Source organism: Flavobacterium gelidilacus DSM 15343 (assembly GCF_000422685.1).
Taxonomy (GTDB): Bacteria; Bacteroidota; Bacteroidia; order Flavobacteriales; family Flavobacteriaceae; genus Flavobacterium; species Flavobacterium gelidilacus.
The window spans coordinates 232769-255648 of sequence record NZ_KE383904.1; the positions used below are offsets into that span (position 1 = coordinate 232769).

Consider the following 22880-nt stretch of genomic DNA (forward strand, 5'->3'; position numbering starts at 1 on the left):
TGAGTCAAATCATAAAACTATGCTTTTTTAAACTTTTTTGCATTTAAATAAAGCATGCTAAAAGCTCCAGAAAATAGAATAATGGCTATTGCAAAAAGCATCTCGTTTGCATAAGGAATTAATGTATAGCTGAAAGAAGCAATTCCTTGTATAGCTAGAACCAATTCATTTAAAAAAATACCAATAATAAATAGAGCTAATGCTTTTTTGATACTGTTATTTTGAAGTACTAAGTGATTTGTAAATAAGTAAACCAATAAAAATCCAGAAATAATGGCTAGTAAAACCAAATGCAAATAAGCAATAACTATAGGTCTAAATCCAAAAGCTAATTTTCCGATTATCGGAATGGTTGAACCGAATTGCAATATGAATTTAATAGAAACACACACTATTATACTAACATAAATCCATTTAAAGAAAGGAGCCAATGAAAAGGTTTTAATGAAATTTGGAACTATAACTTGTATGAATTTCACCCAAGCCAAGCCCTGAAGAACCGAACTTATAACCGCTATACTATAAATCCAAATGGGTAATTCAAGCCATAAGACAGATAATAAATATGCTGGAATACAACTGATAAAAAACCAAAGAAAAATATTTTTATTCGCTTTTTCAATACCTAAGGTTGGTGTGAGTTGATTCATGAATAAACCTAAACAAGCAAACCAAAACCATCCATTATATTGAAAGTGTAAATAAAAATAAATGGATGATAAATAGAAGTCTTGCGTTATATTTTTAGTAGCCATCATATAAGCTAATGCAAAAGTTCCTAAAGAAGATAAAACATTGAAAATTAAGGCGGCTTTAAACCAGTTTATTGATAAATTGTCTTTTGGAATTTGTTTTAAATCTTTGAAGTATAAAATTGAAAACCAAAATGAAACGAATATAGATAAAGTTGAGAATAATATTGAAATTAATCCATAACCCTGAAAGATAAAACTAAAAAGCATTATGTAAGCACAAATTAAATTAGCGATAAAAACGTTTTTATATTTTTCAAGATTTATAGCGCTATTTTGTTTGGATAAGAAATGAACCATCAAAACAATTAAAGTTTGAGAAACCCAACCCGCAAAGGCAAAATGTGAATGCGAATGTTGAATGTTTTTTTGATTTAGAAATGGAAACTCGAAGGCAATTTTATAACGCATTAAAAGACCTAATGACGCGACTAACAATAAATTAAATAAGGAAAATTTAATCCAGCATGAAAAATTTAATTTCATTAATAAAATAATTTGTGATTGTTTATTTCGACCTTATTGCATTTATTCATTAGAGATAGAGTTCTAATTACAGTTTCTACACGTAATCCTGTAAAATCTGCAATTTCTTGTCTTGTATAGGGTATTTGAAGTTTTTCAGAATCTGAAACACCATTTTTTTGTTTATAATCTCTTAAAAAAGCATGGATTCTATATTCAGGCTTTTGATTGACAATATTTTTATTGGTTAACGATTTTTTAAAAATTCGCAAAGCTAAAAGTTTCATAATGCTCTTATTAATTTCAGGATATTCTGCAATTATTGTCAAAAATTTGTCTTTTGATATTTTAATAACTACGCTATCTTGTGTAGCTATAGCAGTACACGGGTAAATTTCATCAATGAATAAGGGTGGTTCACCAAAACTACATCCTTTTTCAAAGACACCTTGCGTAAATTCTTTTCCATCCTCATTGGAGCAAAACATCTTAACCGCACCTTCTACTATTTGATAATAAAATAAAGCACTATCATCTTCATAAAAGATAATTTCATCTTTTAAATATTTCTTAGCTACTGCTCCCCAAGTGAATAAGATATCTACATCTATTTGCATAACACACCTAATTTGTACTATACAAAAATGCTAATTATCAGGGAATTAAAATATGATAATTGTCATATTTGTAACAATCGTTACAATTAAAAAGTAATGAAGTATGTAAATTTGCTTTAAATACTATCTTATGAAAAACCTGCTTTTACTTTTACTTTCAGTTTTCCTTTTTTCTTGCAATGAAAAGAAGGAAAAGTATAAACCAATTCAAAACGAAACGGCTCAATTAGACACCATTGAACACAACGGTAAAAAACTAATGGAAACGCATTGTTATTTGTGCCATAGTCCAAGTGCTAAAGAAAATGAAGGTAGAATTGCTCCACCAATGATTGCGATAAAAGCGAGATATTTAATGGATTATGATTCAAAAGAAGATTTCATAAAAGCTATTTCTAATTTTGTGGAAAATCCAACAGAAGATAATACTAAAATGCACGGTGCTGTTAAAAAATTTGGGGTAATGCCCAAACAAGTTTTCCCTGAAAATACAGTAGCTCAAATTGCCGATTTTATGTTTGATTATCAAATTGAAGAACCAAATTGGTTCAAAGAACATTGGCAAGGACACGGAAATGATGATTGGACACAACCAGGAAAAAAAGTAATTGTAGTTGAAAAACAAAAAACCTATGAAGAAATCGGATTGGAATATGCGCTTTCAACCAAAAAATTGTTAGGTCAAAACTTAATGGGAGCGATTCAAAAGAAAGGAACATTAGAAGCCTTAGCTTTTTGTAATATTCAGGCTATGCCATTAACGGATAGTATGTCTGTCAAATATAATGCAACTATTAAAAGAGTTTCCGACAAAAATAGAAATCCAAATAATAAAGCAAATGCTGAAGAATTAGTTTATATAGAACAATTTAAAAAAGATTTAGTAGCTAAAAGAGAACCAAAACCGGTTACCATTGATAAAGGAGATAAAGTACATTTTTATTATCCAATTCCAACCAACACAATGTGTTTGCAATGTCATGGAAAACCTGAAAATATTAAACCAGAAGTTGCTAAACAAATTTTAAAATTATATCCAAAAGATTTAGCCGTGGGTTATGGAGAAAATGAAGTTAGAGGAATTTGGAGTATCACTTTTGATAAGAAGAAATAATGGAAACTATAAAAATAAAAGAAGTTTGCCCAACAAGCACTTTAGAATTAATAAAACGTAATTATCTTTTGTTAGATGTTCGTGAAGAAAATGAATTCAATCAATTTTCATTTGATGTGCCTCGAGTTTTGAATATTCCAATGAGTCAGTTGACTGAAAGAATGAACGAAATTCCTAAAGATGAAAAAGTTATTTTGGCTTGTTTAACTGGCGAAAGAAGTCTAAGAGCAGTTCAATTTTTAAATGAATATGGTTTTACCAATTTATTGAATATGAAAAAAGGTCTTTCAAAATGGGCTCAAAAAGAATATCCAATTAAAGGAGAATCAATTGTTCAAGAAAAATTATGTTGTGGGGAACATTCAAATTGTAAGTAATTATGACAAAAAAACAATATATTTTAACCGGAATTGGAGTAGTGGTTGGCTTAATTGCAGGCTATGCTTATTATCATTATGTGGGTTGTGCTTCAGGAACTTGTGCCATAACATCAAAACCTCTAAATAGTACATTATATGGTGGACTAATGGGTGGATTGTTGTTCAATATGTTTGTAACTTCACCTAAAAAGAAAGAGAAATAATGAGCGATTTTTGGAATCAACGATATGCTGAAAAAGAATATACTTACGGAATTCAGCCCAATCAATTTTTAGAAGCATCTATTTCTAAATTACCTAAAAGCGGAAAAATTTTATTTCCTGCGGAAGGGGAAGGTCGAAATGCTGTTTTTGCCGCAAAGAGTGGTTTTAAAGTTGTAGCTTTTGACACGAGTAGTGAAGGTAAAAAGAAAGCTGACAAATTAGCTCAAGATAATGACGTTATTATTGATTATCAAGTTGGTGTTTTAGAAGATTTAAAGTATAAAGAAGCTTCATTTGATGGAGTTGTATTAATTTATGCTCATTTTCCAAAAGCCATTCGAAAAGCTATGCATAAACAAATTTTGCGATTAGTGAAACCTAACGGCATTATAATTTTTGAAGCATTTAGTAAAGAGCAATTGCAATATACATCAGGTGGACCAAAAGATAGTGAAATGCTTTTTTCTGAAGAAGAAGTAAAAGATGAATTTCAGCATGTAGATTTCGATTTCTTAAAAACAGAAATTATCGAATTAAGCGAAGGAGCTTTTCATAAAGGAAAAGGTTCTGTAGTTCGATTTACAGGAAAGAAAAAATGATGAAATCTTGGAAAGATTATCTATTTGTAAGCATACAATTTCTATTATTTGGAATCTATGCTTTTGATTTTTTACCCAAATTTGAAATTCCGCAATTATTAAAATATATAGCTTTAGTAATTTCAATTTTAGGTGTTGTGATTTCTGTACTTTCGGTTTTACAACTCAATAAAAATCTAACTGTTTTTCCAACACCTAAAACGGATTCTGAATTAATCACTTTTGGAATGTACAAATTCAGTAGACATCCGATTTACAGTGGACTTATCTTATTTACTCTTGGATATGCTTTTTTTAAAGCGTCCTATTTTAAAATAGCAATTGCTTTAATTTTATTGCTTTTGTTTTATTTCAAAACCAATTATGAAGAGCAAAAATTACTTCAAAAGTTTTCAAATTATAACGATTACAAGAAAAAAGTAAACCGATTTTTCCCAAAAATAAAAAAGCCTCAAGCATAATAACTTGAGGCTTTTTTGAGAGTTTTAAAACTTATAATTCACAAACAAAGTAAAGTTTCTTCCAGGTTCTGTGATAGGAACTCTTCCATAACCAGCCACATTATTGAAAGCAAAAGTTAAGTGGTTGTTGTAATATTGGTCAAATACATTTAAAAGTCCCATTCCGATTGATAATGATTCTACAGGTTTATAACCGATATTCAAATCCATTACTTCATAACCAGCTGTTGCAATTTCATCATAACTAGTTGAAATTTTGTCTTGTTTGGCTGTTAAAGTATATAGTGCTTTTGCCCAAAACTTTTTGTAATCATAACCTAACTTCAACCTTGTTACTAAAGGTGGTGTTAAAGGTAAGCTTTCGTTAAAATCTTTATTTTCTGTATAAGTGTACGATACTTCTGTTCCAAAATTGAAATTGTTGTAAAATTTCACATTTCCATATACTTCAAATCCTGTTTTTAAAGCATTGTCAATATTTCTAAAAACCTTCGGATGAATAGGTGGTGTGGTTGCATTGTATTTTCGAGTTAATGTTTCATCAACAACTCCTAAAATATAGTTTTCATAAATAGAATAAAAGACAGATGTTCCATATTGAACTGAATTAAAGAATCCTTTTAAGTCATTCTTACCATCAAAACTTACCTCAAATTGATTGTTGACTTCGGGTTTTAAATTTGGATTTCCTACATATTCATAAGCATCCCTTCCAATATTAAAAAACGAAATATAACGCTCTTCAATATTAGCAGGTCTTGCACCTCTACCAAAAGAAGCTTCCATTTTGTACTTTGGATTAAAAAGATATTTGTAGGAAACAGTTCCACTATAAACGGTTTCATTTCTCTTTTCTAAATTTGGATATAAAGTTGCAAAAGTTGCATCTAAATCAGTTGCATCTGAGGTAACAAAGTCTAAACGCGAACCAACAGTTAACCAAGATTTATTAGATGCTTTTATTTTAGTTTCTGCAAAATATCCAAAGTCATTGGAGTAACTATCTTGCCAAACTTTATCAGTAAAAGCTAAAGGTGTTGGTAATGGATTTCCCATCATATTACGTTTTACTAACCTATCTCTATCACCTTCTCTTGATAAATTTACCATATCAACTCCGGTAAAAAGGTTGACTTTAGAGCCTAAACGCCATTCGGTTTCTAATTTTCCACCATAAGTTGTAGCCTCTACTGCAGAAACAGCTTCTGATGTTGCAAATGTTGCTCTATTAGTATTGCTCATAATATGATCTACAAACGAGTAATATACTTTTGCAGTCAATCCTTTAAAATAATCACCATTTTTCTCTAGTTTGTAATCCAAATTTGCCAATGTGCTATTGTCTTCATCCGTATCCATTGGTAAACCTGCGTGCAATACATCACGACCAAAATTTTGACGGAAAGTAGCTTGTAAACGTTGCTTGTCTGAAATTTGATAACCTGTTTTTAACCCATAACCTAAACTTCTAAAAGATGAAGGTATTTCGTTTTGATTTCCGTCTTTATAGTTTCCGTAATCTCTATGGCTAATATTTCCAGAAAAGTCAAACTTTTTAATTTTACTATCTAATGTGATCATATTGACAACAGAGTTTCCATTGCTTTCATAACCAGAAGAAACACTTCCGCTAATAAGTTTGGTATTGTTGGCTGGAGATTTTGAAACGAGATTAATAAGTCCGCCAAAAGTATTTCCATAACGAACTGAAAACGGACCTTTTATAATTTCAATTTTACTAACTTCTTCAGGATTAACTAATGTTGTAATTGGATCCATTCTGTTTGGACACGCGTGAAAAGCTTTCGTTCCGCCATCAATTTGAACATTTAATTGTTCGTATTGTGAAGCTCTAAAGGCTGGGTCAACAGCATAATTTCCTCTTTTTATAAGATGAAAACCATTGATGTCTTTAAATAATTCCCCTGAATTTTTAGGCTGCACTACTTTTTCCATAAAATCTTGCTTAACAATAATCTGGGCAGGATTTTTAATTTGAGAATCTGTTACAATTACTTCATTTAAAAGTGTAACTTTTGTTGTATCTATTGCTTTTGTTGGTTCTTGAGCGTATCCAACTAACGTGCCTATCATTGTTAGGACACAAATTATTTTTTTCATTTTTATAAATTTGATTAAACATTGTAGCTATTTAGCTTATAAGATGTTAAATCAAATTTTGTGGTGGATGTTCTATGGGATAATAAGTATCAGATTTAAATAAATCTTTTTTAACACATATTGTTTTTTTCTTTAAAGCAGTGACAATAGAAAAATTAAAATTCTGAGTTGCATTTAAAAAAACAACTTCACTATCTGTAACTATTTTTTTTGAAGAGTTTTGAGTGTCTTGTTCTTTATTTACCTTTTTTAAATGACATTTACCGTTACATTTAAGCTCTGGTTTTGCTTTGTTTTCGCAAAATTGTTCTGTAAAACTATCATTAAAAAAAGAATATTCAAATTGTAAAATAGTAGTTTTTAAATTAAAACATAAAATGCTAATTGTGATAAGAAAAATAAAACTATTTTGAATCGATTTGTTCATTCATTTTAAAAATTGTTCAAATTTCAGTATAAACTTTTATGTAGAAAGTGATAATTGTTACAGAGTAGCATAGAAAGAATTCTTAAATTAGCGTAAACTAATAAAAATGTATATTCTTCATTGCTGTACATTTATTTACTATTTTTTACATGGAAAAGGATTTATTTCAAATTATAAAATCAGAAGAAATTGTATTGATTGAATTTATTAATACAAATTGTGGACCTTGTGCAATGAATAAGCCAATTTTGCAACAAGTCAAAAATACTCTTGGAAAAAGAGTAGAAATTAATGTTGTTTCTTTGAAAGAAGTGCCTGAATTCGTGAAAATTTATAAAATTGATACGGCTCCCACAATAGTTTGTTTTCAAAGTGAAAAATTAATTTGGAGAACCACTGAAATATTATCCAAACAACAAATCGTAAAAAAAATATTAGCAATAGTTTAAAATCTTATATTTACACCATGAAATTTAAAGTTTACATACTTTTTATCTACTTGATTGCTTTAACGGCATTGCCTTCTGTGCGTGCCATTAAACTTCAATTTGGGAGTAACTGTGAACAATCATTTGATGATTCTGAAGAAAAAGAATGTGAACATTATAAGTTTGTAATGGGGTTGAATTTTAGTCCTGTACAAGTGATACATGAAATTCATTATTCACTTAAAAGTATAATTTCAGATTTTAAATTGACAAAAGAAACTTCGTTTTATGAAACTTTTTTTGTTTCAATTTATCAGACTACCATTTGGCATCCTCCAAAATTTTTGTTGTAAAAACGACTTAAATTTAATGCTGCATAAATTGCAGTTAACATAACTTATAACAAAATGAAAAAGTTTATATTTTTTCTTGTCTTGGTTTTAACACAACTAATTCAAGGACAAAACAATTTTCCATATGATGTAGTTTTAACACCTGTGACTGTTTCAGGTTTGCCGGGTTTGCATTCATACGCATTTGGACAACACAACGGAAAATGGTTAATAATAGGTGGAAGAAAAGACGGAATTCACGCTCGTCAGCCTTTTAACGCTTTTCCGGGAAGCCAGAATAATACGGATATTTATGTAGTTGATATTGCTACACAACAAACTTGGTCTGCTTCTGTAACCACTTTAGCAACTGGAATACAAGAGCAATTACAATCTACTAACATGAATTTTTATCAAGATGGAAATGCATTGTTTATAATTGGTGGTTATGCTTTTGCAACTTCGACTAATGATCATATTACACATGATAAATTAACGTCAATCGATGTTTCAGGTTTGATTACTGCGATTACAACTAATGCTAGTATTACAAGTTATTTTAAGCAAATTACAAATACAAATTTTGCAATTACTGGAGGATATTTAGGTAAAATTGGGAATGAATTTTATTTAGTAGGAGGTCATCGTTTTGATGGTCGATATAATCCTATGAATAATCCAACGTTTACTCAAACCTATTCAAATTCTATTAGAAAGTTTGAAATTGATAATTCAGGAACACAATTATCTATCAGTAATTATTCGGCTATAACCGATGCTGTTCATTTACACAGAAGGGATTATAACCTGTTACCACAAGTATTTCCTAATGGTGAATTAGGATACACTATTTCTTCTGGAGTATTTCAAATCAATGCAGATTTACCATTTTTGTATCCAGTTGACATTAAAGCTAGTGGTTATTTTCCACAAACAGGTTTTAATCAATATTTGAGTAATTATCATTCAGGAAAAGCTTGTTTGTATGATGCAACTAATAATAATATGCATAATCTGTTTTTTGGTGGAATAAGTCAATATTATTACAATAACGGTACTTTAATTCAAGATGATACAGTTCCTTTTGTAAAAACAATTAGTAGAACGACTAGGACTTCTAACGGTTCTTTAACTGAGTATCAATTGCCAGTTGAAATGCCTAATTTAAAAGGCGCTGGAGCGGAATTTATTCCGAATGAAAATTTACCGCATTATTCAAATGAAGTAATAAAACTTTCAGATATAACGGCAAATGAATTTGTGATTGGTCATCTTTTTGGTGGAATTCAAAGTAGTTCGACTTCTCCATTTACTAATAATCAAACTAGTACTACTAGCGCAGATCCAACAGTTTATGAAGTTAAGTTGGTTTATAACCCAGCCTTAAGTGTTGATAAAATTGATGGAAGAAATCCGTTTTCATTTACGGTTTATCCAAATCCTGCCGAAAATGACACTATCAAAGTTGATTTGACAATTCCATATTTAGCCGAATTAGAATATATGATGTCTAGTTTAGATGGAAAAATTTTATCAGAAGGAACAATTGAAGATTTAAAAATAGGAAATAACCAAATGGATTTTAGTTTAGAAGAAGCACAAACTAAAACGGTTATTTTAACATTTGTTTTTGACCATAAATTTTACGAATCAAAAAAAATCATAAAAAAATAAAAGAAATAAAAAAGTTAAACAAATATTTATATATTTGTGACTGAAACGATTAAAAATAATTTTAAAACTATACACAATGAAAAAATTAGTAACAATATTAGCAGTAGCTTTATTTATGTTTTCTTTCGATGCTAGCGCTCAAGAGCCAAAACAAAAAAAGAAAGAAAAAGCAAAAACTGAAAAAGCATCTTGCTCTAAAGAAGAAAAAAAATCTTGTGGAACAGAAGCTAAAAGTTCTTGTTGTTCTTCTAAAAAAGCAGAAGCTAAAAAAGAAGATTAATTATAATAATTAAAGCATTTCTTAATTGAAATGCTTTTTTTTGTATCTTTGTTAACCAAATGGTTAAACCAATTAGTTGAAATGAAAAAAATAGAATCAAATACTGAAGAAATAATTTTTAAAAGTGCCATCACAATTTTTCATAAAAAAGGATTGGCTGGATCACGTATGCAAGAAATTGCCGATGAAGCTGGAATTAACAAAGCCATGTTGCATTATTATTTTAGAAGTAAACAATTGTTGTTTGAAGCTGTATTTAAAAATGCTTTTATGCAATTAGCACCACAAATTCAACAAGTATTGAACTCTGAGGATTCTTTATTCGAAAAGATTGAAAATTTTGCGGATAAGTATATTTCCTTTATTATGGAAAATCGTTTTTTGCCAACCTTCATTATTCAAGAATTAAATAACAATCCAGATTTTGCTAAAAACTTTTTCAGTCAAGCTGAATTTCCAAAACCAACCCATTTTTTACTTCAAATAGAAGAGGAAATTAGAAAAGAAACCATTCTACCGATAAATCCGAAACAATTATTAATTGATATGTTTTCATTGGCAGTTTTTCCATTTGTAGGCTCGCCATTACTTCATAAAATTTTAAACTCTACTGAAGAAGAATATGATGATTTGCTTTTAGAACGAAAAAAACACTTAGCTTCAATGCTAATAAATAGTATTAAAAAATGAAAAATTTTCTAAAAATAGTGCTTTTGTTTTTTATAACGATGTCAAATGCACAACAAAAATTAACAATAGAAGAATGTTACGCTTTGGTAGATAAAAATTATCCGTTAGCCAAACAAAACGAGTTGTTACAACAAAAAGCAAACTATGAAACCGAAGTATTAAACAAAGCAAAATTACCAACAATAGGCTTAAACGCTCAAGCTACTTATCAATCTGCTGTGACTCAATTGCCAATTAGTTTGCCTAATGTCACTATAAATCCCTTAAACAAAGATCAATATAGAGCAACAGTTGATGTAAATCAATTGCTATATAATGGAGGAATGATTGATGCCAATGTGCAATTAAAAGAAGTGCAAACCAAAGTGCAACAACAACAAGTGGCCGTGAATTTATATCCTTTAAAATCTAAAGTCAACTATTACTTTATGTCGGTTTTATTGTTGCAAGACCAAAAGGAATTATTGTTGTCTAAAAAAAATCAGATTGGAGAAAAAATTAAAGAAGTTAAAACAGCCGTAAAATATGGTGCATTATTACCTTCATCTGAACAAACTTTAGAAGCTGAATTACTAAAAATTGATCAACAATTAATCGAAAATGACTTTCAACATATTGAAAACATTCAAAATTTAGCTAGTCTGACTTCAACTTCAATTTCAAATAATGTAGAATTAACAAGACCAATTATTGATAATAGCAAAAACGGAAATCGTCCAGAATTAGTACTTTTTGATTTGCAACAACAACAAATTGATCAATCTAAAACAATTATTTCTAAAAGTAATTTACCAAAATTGAACGCTTTTGGGCAAGCAGGTTATGGGAATCCAGGTTTAAATATGCTTGAAAATTCCTTTCAAAGTTTTTATATGGTTGGATTAAAAATGAATTGGAATGTGTTTGATTGGAATAAAACTAAAGCTGAAAAGCAAGCCTTAGATATTGCAAAAGAGGTTGTAAATTCTGAAAAAGAAACATTTGAATTAAATTACTCGATGCAAGTAAAGGAAATAGAAACACAAATAAATAAAATAGAAAAAATTATCGAAATTGACGAAAACAGTATCACTTTACGAGAAGAAATTCTAAAAGTTTCTGATTCACAATTAAAAAATGGAGTTATTACAACATCTGATTATTTAGTTGAACTAACTCAATTATACGATGCAAAAACCAACCAAAAGGTGCATCAAACACAGCTCGAATTAGCAAAAGTAAATTACCAAATTATTAAAGGTTTATAAAATGAAAAACATAATACTATTTCTTATAACACTAGGTTTTATTTCTTGCAACAAAGATAATAACGAAGCAGATGCATATGGAAATTTTGAAGCAACAGAAGTTACTATTTCTTCAGAAGCTAATGGAAAAATTGAATTTCTAAAAGCAGAAGAAGGAAATGTGATAGATAAAGATTTCGTTGTAGGTCAGATTGATACAATTCAATTGTATTTAAGCAAACAACAATTAATGGCTTCAAAAAACACAATCTATTCAAAATCTGCCAATGTTTTATCACAACGAAGTGTTTTAAACGAACAATTAAAAACAACTTTGATAGAACAAAAACGAATTAAAAATATGTTTGCTGAAAGTGCTGCTACCAAACGACAAGTGGACGAAGTAAATGGAAAAGTAAGCGTTTTACAACAACAAATAAAAAGCGTTGCAACACAAAATGCACCAATCATTAATGAAGTAAATTCAATTGAAGTACAGATTGAAAAAATCAACGACCAACTCAAAAAAGCTAAAATCATTAATCCGATTAAAGGAACAGTTTTGGCCAAATATGCAGAACCAAATGAAATTACAGCTTTTGGAAAACCCTTATACAAAATTGCCGATTTATCTGAAATGACATTACGTGTTTATTTTAGCGAAACCCAATTAGCATCTATAAAAATGGGACAAGAAGTTACGGTTTCAATTGATAATAATGATGGAACAAAATCTTATAAAGGAATTATTTCTTGGATTTCATCTTCAGCTGAGTTTACTCCAAAAGTGATTCAAACTAAAGAAGAAAGAGTCAATTTGGTTTATGCAGTAAAAGTGATGGTTAAAAATGATGGCAGTTTAAAAATAGGAATGCCAGCTGAAGTAAAATTGTAAAGAATTGTAATATCAATTTCAACATCAATGAAAATTTCAAATTAAAAGATTATTCAAATTTTTCAAATTTCTTGAATCTGTGTTCCAAAAAAAATAACAATTTTAAAAACATATAAAATTAAAAAATCATCACAATAGTATCCTTATTTATATTGTTTGGATGCAAAACAATTCAACTTAATTCTAAAACAACCACTATGAATTTAAAAAGTCTTCACACCGAAAACAAAGCTGTTCAAACAAATGTATTATTTGAACCGACTGAAAAAGTGATTTCCATGCAGATTGCAAAAGGAGAAACCTTAAAAGAACATATTTCAAAAATTCCAGTTTTATTAGTTTGTGTTTCTGGAAAAGCAAAGTTTGGAGACGAACAAGGGAAAAATATTAGCTTACAATCAGGTGATTATGTAAAAATTGAGCCAAACGTAAAACATTGGGTTGATGCTTTTGAAGAAAGTAACTTTTTATTAATCAAATAATTTTCAATAGAGAATCAAATTTTCTTAAAACCAAAACATGAAAAAATCAATCGTATTATTAGCGTTTTTTGCTTTATTTAGTTGTAAATCAGTTACAGTAGAGCCAATAAAAACAATGAATTTAAAAGACTTGCATACTGAACAGAAAGATGTTCAAACAGCTCTTTTATTTGTGCCTTCAGAAAGTAAAGTAGTGTCATTACAAATTGCTAAAGGCAAACAATTAGCAGAACACATCACAACTGTGCCAGCCTTATTAGTTTGCGTTTCAGGTAGCGGAAGCTATAGTGATCAAAGTGGTAGAAAAATGAGTTTAAAATCAGGTGATTATGTAAAAATTGAGCCAAACGTAAAACATTGGGTTGATGCTTTTGAAGAAAGCAACTTTTTATTAATAAAATAAACAATTTCAAAATTTGATTTTTGTAATTGACATTGTAATTGAAATTTAAAATATGAGCATTTCTGTCCAAAATATTTCCAAATCCTATCAACAACTCAAAGCTGTTGATGCCATTTCTTTTGAAGTAAATGAAGGAGAGTTATTTGGATTAATTGGACCAGATGGAGCAGGTAAAACAACGATTTTTAGAATTCTAACAACGCTTTTATTAGCTGATGAAGGAAAAGCCAAAGTTTTAGAATATGATGTGGTTAAAGATTATAAATCCATCAGAAACTCTGTGGGTTATATGCCTGGAAAATTTTCATTATACCAAGATTTAACAGTCGAAGAAAACCTAACCTTTTTTGCTACTATTTTCGGAACAACCATTGAAGAAAACTACGACTTAATTGAAGATATTTACGTCCAAATAGAACCTTTTAAAAACCGTAGAGCTGGAGCATTATCTGGTGGAATGAAACAAAAATTGGCTTTATGTTGTGCTTTAATTCACGCACCAAAAGTCTTGTTTTTAGACGAGCCAACAACTGGAGTTGATCCAGTTTCGCGAAAAGAATTTTGGCAAATGCTAAAGCGATTACAGCAAAAAGGAATCACCATTTTAGTGTCAACGCCTTATATGGATGAAGCTTCACTTTGTGATAGAATAGCATTAATCCAAAAGGGGAAAATATTAAAGATCGATTCACCACAAAATATCATTTCAAATTATGATAAATTAATTTACGATATAAGTTCCAAAAATACACATGGTTTAATTCACGATTTAAAAAATTATCCAAGTCAATATAGTGTTTATGCTTTTGGCGAATTTATTCATTACATTGATAGCAAAAAAGATTTTAATCCAAGCGATTTAAACGAATATTTAGAACATAAAAAGCATTCAGAAATCATCATTCAACCAGCAAAAACAAGTATTGAAGATGTTTTTATGGATTTATAAAATATGAACCGAGAAAAAATCATACAAGTCGAAAACCTAACCAAAGAATTTGGCGATTTCACAGCAGTGGATAGTATTTCTTTTGATGTTTACAAAGGAGAAATTTTTGGTTTTCTTGGAGCAAATGGAGCAGGAAAAACAACGGCTATGAAAATGCTAATCGGAATTTCAAATCCAACTTCAGGAAAAGCAATTGTTGCTGGATACGATGTTTTTTCACAAGCCGAAATGGTTAAGAAAAGTATTGGTTACATGAGTCAAAAATTCTCGTTGTACGATGATTTAACCATCAAAGAAAATATTACCTTTTTTGGAGGAATTTATGGTTTGTCAAGAAAAAGAATAAAAGAAAAAATAGCCGAACTAGTAGAAGAATTGCAATTACAAGAAGTTGCGAATCATTTGGTTGGTTCTTTGCCTTTAGGTTGGAAACAAAAATTATCCTTTTCAGTTGCTTTATTGCACGAGCCAAAAATTGTGTTTCTAGATGAGCCAACTGGAGGCGTTGATCCCATTACAAGACGACAGTTTTGGGAAATGATTTACACACAAGCCAACAAAGGAACAACCATATTTGTTACAACACATTATATGGATGAAGCTGAATATTGCGACCGAGTTTCTATAATGGTTGAAGGTAAAATTGAAGCTTTGAATTCACCAAAAAAGCTCAAAGAACAATTTAAAGTGGATTCCATGAACGAAGTGTTTTTGAAATTAGCGAGAAATATTGAATAGCACAAAGAACAAAGATGAAAGAGCAAAGACAAAAAAATCCGGGCTAATCCGTAAAATCCGTGTCAAAAACAGATTTTTCTAATTTCTTACCCGAGCCTGAAAGTGCGAACTGACGAAGTAAATCTGTGTTCCAAAAATTAAAACCTTGCGAACTGTGCATAATTCTTTGCGGACTTCGCGGTTAAAAAATAATAAAATGAAAAGATTCATCGGTTTTGTAAAAAAAGAATTCTATCACATTTTTCGTGACAAACGTTCCATGTTCATCCTTTTCGGAATGCCAGTTGCGCAAATTATGTTGTTTGGTTTTGCCATTACCAACGAAATTAATAACGTAAAAATTGCTGTTTTAGATCAATCAAAAGATACAGAAACACAACAAATAATCAACAAAATTTCAGCTTCAAGTTACTTTAGTATAGAGCAAGGAATTCAATCCGAAAATCAAATTGAATCTATATTTAAAAAAGGAAAAGTCAAAGCTGTTTTAGTTTTCGAAAAAGATTTTATTAAACATTTAGAAACTAAAAAAGCAGCTAAAGTACAAGTCATTACCGATGCAACTGATCCCAATATGGCAAACACTATTTCCAATTATATCAATTCAATTTTACAGAATCATGCAACCGAAAAAAATGCCAATATAAATCCAGCTTACCAAATTCAAACGCAAACACAGTTGTATTACAACCCAGAAATGAAAAGTGTTTTTACCTTTGTTCCTGGAGTAATGACAGTCATTTTAATGTTGGTTTCGGCTATGATGACTTCAATTTCTATCACACGTGAAAAAGAATTAGGTACGATGGAAATTTTACTTGTTTCACCATTAAAACCCATTCAAGTTATTATTGGCAAAGTGTTTCCGTACATCTTTTTATCCATTATTAACGCAACAGTTATTGTGTTATTAGGCTTTTTTGTCTTTGGAATGCCTATTGAAGGAAGTCTGTTTTTACTCGCTTTTGAAAGTGTATTGTTTATTATCTGTGCCTTGTCATTGGGAATTTTAATTTCAACTGTTTCTAATTCACAACAAACAGCTATGATGATTTCGTTATTTGGACTAATGTTACCCGTAATTTTGTTATCCGGATTTATTTTTCCGATTTCAAGTATGCCATTTCCTTTGCAAATTATCAGCAATATAATTCCAGCTAAATGGTTTATCATTATCATCAAAGCCATTATGCTAAAAGGATCAAGCCTAGCTTTAATTTGGAAAGAAACAGTAATTTTGGTAGCCATGACTTTGTTTTTCATAGTAGTAAGTATCAAAAAATATAAAATACGATTAGAATGAAATACTCAATATCAATTGCAATGACAATATCAATTTCAATAAAAAAAACTTCGTGTCTTCGTGTCAAAAACGAAATAAAATGAAAACAATATTATTCATCATACAAAAAGAATTCAAGCAAATTTTTAGAAATAAAGGAATGCTACCTATTATTTTTATTTTGCCTTTGGTGCAACTAATCGTATTATCTAATGCAGCCAGTTTTGAAGTAAGAAACATCAAGTTTTCTTATGTAGATAAAGATCATTCAGCAGCTTCACGCGAATTGATTAGTAAATTTGAAACTTCACACTATTTCAAAATCATAAATGAATTTCCTTCCAAAAAAGAAGCCAATTTAGAAATGCAAAAAGGAACAGTAGATGTCATTTTAGAAATTCCAATTTATTTTGAAAAAAACCTATTAAAAGATAAAAAATCTAATTTATTAGTGAGCATTAATGCTATTGATGGAGCAGCTGCAGGTGTGACTAATGTTTACATTATGCAAATTATTGCTGGTTTTAATCAAAAAATTCAAACCAAATTATTTCAATATAACGATGCAATGCTTGTAAAACCTCAAAATATAGAAACCATTCCATCATTTTGGTACAACAAAACCCTAAATTATAAAACTTTTATGGTTCCAGGAATTTTGGTTTTATTAGTTACTATGTTGTCTTTGTTTTTGTCCTCAATGAATATTGTTCGCGAAAAAGAAATTGGAACTTTAGAACAAATTAACGTAACACCAATCAAAAAATACCAATTTATAATCGGAAAATTATTTCCTTTTTGGGTAATAGGTTTAATGGTTTTAACAGTTGGATTAATCATTGCAAAACTAGTTTTTAACGTACCCATTTTAGGAAATATTTTCTTGATTTACGGTTTCACTTCTGTTTATTTAATCCTCATTTTAGGTATTGGTTTGTTTATTTCTAATCACACTGAAACCCAACAGCAAGCTATGTTTATTGCTTGGTTTTTTACCGTAATTTTTATTTTAATGAGTGGACTTTTTACACCTATAGAAAGTATGCCAACTTGGGCTCAAAAAATAACGTTGCTCAATCCAATTCGTTACTTTGTAGAAGTAATCAGAATGGTTATGCTAAAAGGTGCTGGTTTTCAAGAAATAAAAATACAATTAGGCATAATAGCTCTTTTTGCTTTTGCCATAAATGGTTTGGCTGTTTGGAGTTACAGGAAGTCAAATTAAGGCTATTTTTAATGAACATTAGTTAAAGTTTGAAATATGTAACGCTTGTTACTTAAAACCATGTTAAATATAGATAATTTTGTACTCAATAAAAAATAACACGTTATGGATGTTGAAATATTAGCAAGAATTCAGTTTGCTTTCACAATTGCCTTTCATTATATCTATCCACCTTTAAGTATTGGTATTGGTTTAATTATGGTTATTATGGAAGGTTTGTATCTAAAAACTGGAAATAAAGAATATGAAGTTTTAACTCGTTTTTGGTTAAAAATTTTCGCAATAACTTTTGGAATAGGTGTTGCAACAGGAATTATTATGGAATTTGAATTTGGAACCAACTGGGCCGTTTATTCAAAATATGTTGGGGACATTTTTGGAAGTGCATTAGCAGCTGAAGGTTTATTTGCTTTCGGATTAGAAAGTACTTTTTTAGGAATTTTAATTTTTGGATGGAATAGGGTTTCACCTAAAGTTCACTTTATTTCAACAATAGGAGTGTTTTTAGGCTCAATGTTTTCTGCGGTTTGGATAGTTGTAGCAAATAGTTGGCAACAAACACCAGCAGGTTATCATATTGTTGGAGAGGGATTAAATGCTCGTGCAGAAGTAACAGATTTTTGGGCTATGGTTTTTAATCCGTCAAGTGTAGATAGAATTATTCATGTTTGGCAAGGAGCTTTTTTAGCAGGTGCCTTTTTAGTATTGAGTGTTCATGCATATTACATTAGAAAAGGAAGATACGTTGAATTGTCTAAAAGAGCTTTTAAAATTGCTTTAGTCGTAGCTACAGTAGTTTCGTTCACTCAATTGCTTTCAGGTCATAGTTCTGCAGATGGAGTTGCTGTAAATCAACCTGCAAAATTAGCTGCAATGGAAGGTCATTATGAAAAGTCAGCTCCAGCTGATTTATATCTTTTGGGATGGGTGGATAATAAAAATCAAAAGGTAACTGGTTTAGGATTGCCTGGAGGATTATCATTTTTAGTTCATCAAGACTTTCAAGCACCAATTACAGGTTTAAATGCATTTCCTGAAGAAGATAGACCTGGACAAGTTAATGCCGTTTTTCAGTTTTATCATATTATGATTTCTATTGGAATGTTTTTAATAGCAATTACTTTTTATGCTAGTTTTTTATGGTGGAGAGGCAAATTATTTGAAAAAAAATGGTTGATGTGGATATTTTCATTTTCGGTTATTTTACCACAAATAGCCAATCAAGCAGGATGGTTTGCGGCTGAAATGGGAAGGCAACCCTGGATTGTTTATGGACATTTACGAACAAGTCAAGGATTTTCTCAAGAAGTTTCAGCAAATCAAATAGTGTTTTCATTAGTCATGTTTACAGTTGTTTATAGTTTATTGTTGATTTTATTTTTATATTCTTTAAATAAAAAAATAAAACATGGTCCTTATGATGAAGCTGTAAATCCTTTAGAAATTATTTAAATAAAAAAATATGGAAACATTTTTAGGTATAGATTATCCCACACTTTGGTTTTTAGTAGTTGGATTGTTATTTTCAGGATATGCAATTTTAGAAGGTTTTGATTATGGTGCTGGAGCTTGGCATTTATTTTTTAAAAAAGATATTAGTAGAAGAATCGCCATAAACGCTATTGGTCCAATTTGGGATGCCAATCAAGTTTGGTTAATTATTGGTGGTGGAGCTTTGTTTGCAGGATTTCCGGTAATGTATGCTACGATGTTATCTTCGATGTATGTTCCTTTTATGTTGTTTTTAATGTTTTTGGTACTTCGTTCTACATCCATAAAATTTAGAAGTGCAGAAGAAATGCTTTGGTGGAGAAAAATGTGGGATATTACCTATTTTGTATCTAATGTATCCATTGCTTTTTTATTAGGAGTTGTTTTAGGAAATGTGCTACAAGGTTTCGAAATTGGTCCAAACTTCAGTTATCAAGGTGGTGTTTTCTTTTCATTTTTAAGTCCTTATGCAATCATGACAGGATTTACGACATTATCGATTTTTATGACACAAGGAGCTATTTTCTTGTTATTAAAAACAGAAGGAAGATTACATGCTAGATTAACATTCTTATTAAAAAAAGGAATGATTTTTTTTATTGTAAGTTTTTCAATTACATCTTTATATACTTTAATCTTTACTCCAGGTGTAACAGATAATTTTAAAGAAACACCAGCATTTTTCATATTACCTTTATTATCATTTTTAGCAGTTGCAAATGTGCCTAGATTAGTATCTAAGAAAAAATATGGACAAGCATTAATATTTTCATCCTTAACGATGGCTTTTTTATTGATGTTAGTTGCTTTTCAATTATATCCTGTTTTATTGCCCTCAACAATACATCCAGAACATAGTGTAACTATATATAACGCTGCATCTTCTCAAAAATCTTTAGGAATCATGCTTACAATAGTAGTAATTGGAACTCCTTTATTAGCAGGTTATTTCATATTTCTCTACAGAACATTTTACGGTAAAGTTAAACTAGATGATACTAGTTATTAAATTCAAAAGTGTCTTTTTTAAGGCACTTTTTTTATGTAACAAATGTGGCTTATAATTGATTTTTATGGTGTTAAATTTGATTATTAATTTTAAAATAAAACAAAATGAAATCAAATTTATTTTTAGCGAGTGCAATGATAATTGCCTTGTTTGCCGTTTCATGTGATGACAATGAGAGCAATAATACAGTTTCTGATACTATTTCTTTAACTGAAGAGGAAAAAGTAGGATTATTGTTTATGTTGGAAGAAGAAAAATTGGCAAGAGATACTTATATTTATATGAATAATCTTTGGAGTATGAATCAGTTTGACAATATTAAAAATAGTGAGCAAACACATATGAATTCTATTAAAACTATTTTAGATCAAAATAATATAGATTATACTATCCTCCCAGAAGGGCAATTCGATAATGAAAATTTACAAAATTTATACAATCAATTTGTTATTGATGGTCAAATAAGCAATTCATATGCTTTACAAATAGGAGCAACAATTGAAGATTTAGACATAGTTGATTTAGAAGATTATATTAATGAATCTACAAATCAAGTTTTAATTTCAACCTATCAAAGTCTACAATGTGGATCAAGAAATCATTTAAGAAGTTTTGTTTCAGCAATCAATAACAATGAATCTATATACATTCCCCAATTTTTGACGATTGAAGAATATGAAAATATACTCAATGGTTCTCACGAACAATGCAATTAAATTTTAAAAGTGTCTTTTTTAAGGCACTTTTTTTTTAGGTTAAGGTAAATATTTCAAATTCATAAACATTTTATATATATCAATAAAACGTTTTAATGATTTTTTTTGTTAAGTTGCTGGTAAACTGATAATTATCATATTTTTAAGATTGTAAATTGCTTAAATTTGAGTAATATTAATTCTAAATACTTATCTAATGAAAAAAATTTTATGGTTATTCGCATTAGTAGTTTTAAGTACTACTTCGTTAATTGCACAAGATCAAATTAAAGATCAAGATAGAGACAAGGATCAAGACCAGGACCGAGATAGAGTACATCTTATGTTAGTTGATGGTGATGTTCTACAAATTAGAGATCGTGATCAATTAAGATTAAAAGATAAACTAACATTAAGTGATGGTACTTTGGTAGAAACGGATGGTACTTATCAAAAAAGAGATGGAGAAAAATTGCGTTTACGTAATGACGAATGTATAGATATGGATGGAAATGTTTATACCAATGAATATCAGTATAGACAAAGAATGCAACAAGAAAATAAGAATTTGAACGAAAATCAAATTAGAGAAAGAAATCAAAATCGTTATCAATTAACTCTTATAGATGGAGAGTTATATCAAATTAGAACACAAGATCAAACACGTTTGCAAAAACAACTTAGTCTTGGTGATGGTACAGTAGTTAATCCTGATGGTACTTACCAAAATAAAAATCAAAAACAAATGCGTCTTAAAGAAGGTGAGTGTTTGAATATGGATGGTGAAATGCATAAAAACATGAACCAACAAAGAAAAATGCTTGTCCAAAAAAACAGTAAGGCAAATAAAAAAATTATAAAAAATAAAACACAAAAAAAACCAACCGTTAAAAAAATGACAAAGGCTAAAAAAGGAAATTGACCTTTTTAATTCATTAGAAAATAAAGGAGTTAATATGAAGACTTCTTTATTTTCTTATTAAACTCATCTAAAATGAAAAATAGCAACATTTTATTATATGTATTAACTTTTTGCTTACCAATTTACTTGTTTGCACAGGATAGTACTAATACACAAATAAATAAATTAAAATCATATATATTAACAGATGTTAGTTTTCAAAATGATGCCGTTTTTATGGGGCGTAATGACTCTATTACTGCACCATATTTAGTTCCTTCTATTGGTTATTATGATGCTTCAGGTTTTTTTGCGGATGCATCTTTGTCTTACCTTACTAAATCAAATGAAAACCGAGTAGATTTATTTTTGTTTACAGCAGGATATCGTTTTGAATCTAAAAAATTTAGTGGTTATGTTTCAGGAACAAAATACTTCTTTAATGATATAAGTTATAATATTCAATCTGAAATTGTAGCAGATGTTTCTGCAATAATTAGTTATGATTTAAATATAATTAAAACGTCTTTAACAGCAAGTACTTATTTTAATAAAAATAGTAATCCTGATTTTTTTGTTGGAGCTCATTTAGTTAAGGAAATTCATACAAGAGACGAAAGTTTTGAGATTATTCCAACCTTAAGCTTATATGCTGGCTCTCAATATTTTTATGAAGAATATTACAAGTATAATAAAACAGGAAATAATCAAATTGCGGGTAATGGAAGTGGACAAAACCAACAAGTTGAATTTGTAGTTATAGATATTAATGAAGTTAACAAGTTTAATTTACTTAGTATAGAATTAAGTATGCCAATTAATTATTATTATAAATCATTTATAATTTCAATTACACCCCAGTTAGCATTTCCTCAAAGTAATGCAACGTTCACAACTGAAGATGCTGTTTTTAAAGAAAATCTTAAGGATGTTTTTTATTGGTCAGCAGGAATTAGTTATTGGTTTAACACAAGAAAAGACAATAAATAAAAACCATATTTCAATCTTAAAAGTACTTTTTTTATCTGTAACAAATGTAGC

The 22880-nt window shown here is 29.4% G+C and carries 27 protein-coding genes; 23 read left to right on the plus strand and 4 right to left on the minus strand.

Annotation, left to right across the window (positions count from 1 at the left end):
* Positions 1 to 17 precede the first annotated feature (17 nt).
* Together G507_RS0113610 and G507_RS0113615 are read right to left on the minus strand one after the other, a co-directional pair.
* On the minus strand, positions 18 to 1238 hold the full coding sequence (locus tag G507_RS0113610; protein WP_035666289.1) for a hypothetical protein: 1221 nt from the start codon (positions 1236 to 1238) through the stop codon (positions 18 to 20).
* Complete coding sequence (locus G507_RS0113615; RefSeq protein ID WP_026718006.1) at positions 1238 to 1834, minus strand: Crp/Fnr family transcriptional regulator; 597 nt, start codon at positions 1832 to 1834, stop codon at positions 1238 to 1240. The genes G507_RS0113610 and G507_RS0113615 overlap by 1 nt, the downstream gene beginning before the upstream one ends.
* A 130-nt stretch (positions 1835 to 1964) precedes the next feature.
* Here G507_RS0113615 and G507_RS0113620 point away from each other — a divergent pair, with 130 nt between their 5' ends.
* Genes G507_RS0113620 through G507_RS0113640 form a run of 5 tightly spaced genes read left to right on the plus strand, consistent with a single transcriptional unit; the run spans position 1965 to position 4591 of the window.
* Positions 1965 to 2948 (plus strand): c-type heme family protein, encoded by a 984-nt coding sequence (locus G507_RS0113620; protein WP_026718007.1) that lies wholly within the window; start codon positions 1965 to 1967, stop codon positions 2946 to 2948.
* Positions 2948 to 3325, plus strand: coding sequence for a rhodanese-like domain-containing protein (locus G507_RS17005; protein ID WP_035666291.1), 378 nt, complete (start codon positions 2948 to 2950; stop codon positions 3323 to 3325). The genes G507_RS0113620 and G507_RS17005 overlap by 1 nt, the downstream gene beginning before the upstream one ends.
* Before the next feature lie 2 nt (positions 3326 to 3327).
* Positions 3328 to 3531, plus strand: coding sequence for a DUF6132 family protein (locus G507_RS0113630; protein WP_026718008.1), 204 nt, complete (start codon positions 3328 to 3330; stop codon positions 3529 to 3531).
* Complete coding sequence (locus G507_RS0113635) at positions 3531 to 4130, plus strand: class I SAM-dependent methyltransferase (RefSeq protein WP_026718009.1); 600 nt, start codon at positions 3531 to 3533, stop codon at positions 4128 to 4130. The genes G507_RS0113630 and G507_RS0113635 overlap by 1 nt, the downstream gene beginning before the upstream one ends.
* The gene (locus G507_RS0113640) at positions 4127 to 4591 is read left to right on the plus strand and encodes a methyltransferase family protein (RefSeq protein ID WP_084518989.1); all 465 of its coding nucleotides are present in this window, start codon (positions 4127 to 4129) and stop codon (positions 4589 to 4591) included. Before G507_RS0113635 ends, G507_RS0113640 begins: the two co-directional genes overlap by 4 nt.
* Before the next feature lie 24 nt (positions 4592 to 4615).
* Here G507_RS0113640 and G507_RS0113645 read toward each other — a convergent pair whose 3' ends face one another.
* Both G507_RS0113645 and G507_RS17405 read right to left on the minus strand, forming a co-directional pair.
* Positions 4616 to 6712: a TonB-dependent receptor domain-containing protein gene (locus tag G507_RS0113645; RefSeq protein ID WP_026718011.1), complete on the minus strand. Its 2097-nt coding sequence runs from the start codon at positions 6710 to 6712 to the stop codon at positions 4616 to 4618.
* Between the two features lie 46 nt (positions 6713 to 6758).
* Complete coding sequence (locus G507_RS17405; RefSeq protein ID WP_051191707.1) at positions 6759 to 7139, minus strand: hypothetical protein; 381 nt, start codon at positions 7137 to 7139, stop codon at positions 6759 to 6761.
* A 149-nt stretch (positions 7140 to 7288) separates the two neighbouring features.
* On the opposite strand from G507_RS17405, the gene G507_RS0113655 reads away from it, so the two are divergent.
* The 18 genes from G507_RS0113655 to G507_RS0113740 all read left to right on the plus strand — a co-directional run bounded on the left by G507_RS0113655 (position 7289) and on the right by G507_RS0113740 (position 22829).
* Positions 7289 to 7588: a thioredoxin family protein gene (locus G507_RS0113655; protein ID WP_035666293.1), complete on the plus strand. Its 300-nt coding sequence runs from the start codon at positions 7289 to 7291 to the stop codon at positions 7586 to 7588.
* Positions 7589 to 7605: 17 nt separating this feature from the next.
* Entirely contained in the window at positions 7606 to 7920 is a 315-nt protein-coding gene (locus tag G507_RS0113660; RefSeq protein WP_026718013.1) for a hypothetical protein, read from the plus strand.
* 54 nt (positions 7921 to 7974) lie between these two features.
* Positions 7975 to 9573 (plus strand): hypothetical protein, encoded by a 1599-nt coding sequence (locus G507_RS0113665; protein WP_026718014.1) that lies wholly within the window; start codon positions 7975 to 7977, stop codon positions 9571 to 9573.
* Positions 9574 to 9649: 76 nt separating this feature from the next.
* On the plus strand, positions 9650 to 9853 hold the full coding sequence (locus G507_RS0113670; protein WP_026718015.1) for a hypothetical protein: 204 nt from the start codon (positions 9650 to 9652) through the stop codon (positions 9851 to 9853).
* Between the two features lie 81 nt (positions 9854 to 9934).
* A complete protein-coding gene (locus tag G507_RS0113675) occupies positions 9935 to 10543 on the plus strand; it encodes a TetR/AcrR family transcriptional regulator (RefSeq protein ID WP_026718016.1) in 609 nt (202 codons plus the stop codon).
* Entirely contained in the window at positions 10540 to 11790 is a 1251-nt protein-coding gene (locus tag G507_RS0113680; RefSeq protein WP_026718017.1) for a TolC family protein, read from the plus strand. The genes G507_RS0113675 and G507_RS0113680 overlap by 4 nt, the downstream gene beginning before the upstream one ends.
* 1 nt (position 11791) lies before the next feature.
* Positions 11792 to 12664 carry an HlyD family secretion protein gene (locus G507_RS0113685; RefSeq protein ID WP_026718018.1) on the plus strand — a complete coding sequence of 291 codons (873 nt, stop codon included), beginning with the start codon at positions 11792 to 11794 and terminating at the stop codon, positions 12662 to 12664.
* Positions 12665 to 12861: 197 nt separating this feature from the next.
* On the plus strand, positions 12862 to 13146 hold the full coding sequence (locus tag G507_RS0113690) for a cupin domain-containing protein (RefSeq protein WP_026718019.1): 285 nt from the start codon (positions 12862 to 12864) through the stop codon (positions 13144 to 13146).
* A 37-nt stretch (positions 13147 to 13183) separates the two neighbouring features.
* Positions 13184 to 13549 (plus strand): cupin domain-containing protein, encoded by a 366-nt coding sequence (locus tag G507_RS0113695; RefSeq protein ID WP_245575624.1) that lies wholly within the window; start codon positions 13184 to 13186, stop codon positions 13547 to 13549.
* Between the two features lie 52 nt (positions 13550 to 13601).
* On the plus strand, positions 13602 to 14498 hold the full coding sequence (locus G507_RS0113700) for an ABC transporter ATP-binding protein (RefSeq protein WP_026718021.1): 897 nt from the start codon (positions 13602 to 13604) through the stop codon (positions 14496 to 14498).
* Positions 14499 to 14501: 3 nt separating this feature from the next.
* Positions 14502 to 15236: an ABC transporter ATP-binding protein gene (locus tag G507_RS0113705; RefSeq protein ID WP_026718022.1), complete on the plus strand. Its 735-nt coding sequence runs from the start codon at positions 14502 to 14504 to the stop codon at positions 15234 to 15236.
* Between the two features lie 196 nt (positions 15237 to 15432).
* A complete protein-coding gene (locus G507_RS0113710; RefSeq protein ID WP_026718023.1) occupies positions 15433 to 16539 on the plus strand; it encodes an ABC transporter permease in 1107 nt (368 codons plus the stop codon).
* A gap of 79 nt (positions 16540 to 16618) precedes the next feature.
* Entirely contained in the window at positions 16619 to 17743 is a 1125-nt protein-coding gene (locus G507_RS0113715; RefSeq protein ID WP_026718024.1) for an ABC transporter permease, read from the plus strand.
* Positions 17744 to 17848: 105 nt separating this feature from the next.
* Positions 17849 to 19195: a cytochrome ubiquinol oxidase subunit I gene (locus G507_RS0113720; protein WP_026718025.1), complete on the plus strand. Its 1347-nt coding sequence runs from the start codon at positions 17849 to 17851 to the stop codon at positions 19193 to 19195.
* A gap of 10 nt (positions 19196 to 19205) precedes the next feature.
* Entirely contained in the window at positions 19206 to 20243 is a 1038-nt protein-coding gene (gene cydB, locus G507_RS0113725) for a cytochrome d ubiquinol oxidase subunit II (RefSeq protein ID WP_026718026.1), read from the plus strand.
* A gap of 104 nt (positions 20244 to 20347) precedes the next feature.
* Complete coding sequence (locus G507_RS0113730) at positions 20348 to 20959, plus strand: DUF2202 domain-containing protein (protein ID WP_026718027.1); 612 nt, start codon at positions 20348 to 20350, stop codon at positions 20957 to 20959.
* 196 nt (positions 20960 to 21155) lie between these two features.
* Positions 21156 to 21860, plus strand: a complete 705-nt coding sequence (locus G507_RS0113735) for a DUF6799 domain-containing protein (RefSeq protein WP_026718028.1) — start codon at positions 21156 to 21158, stop codon at positions 21858 to 21860.
* Between the two features lie 72 nt (positions 21861 to 21932).
* Positions 21933 to 22829 (plus strand): hypothetical protein, encoded by an 897-nt coding sequence (locus G507_RS0113740; RefSeq protein WP_026718029.1) that lies wholly within the window; start codon positions 21933 to 21935, stop codon positions 22827 to 22829.
* Positions 22830 to 22880 lie beyond the last annotated feature (51 nt).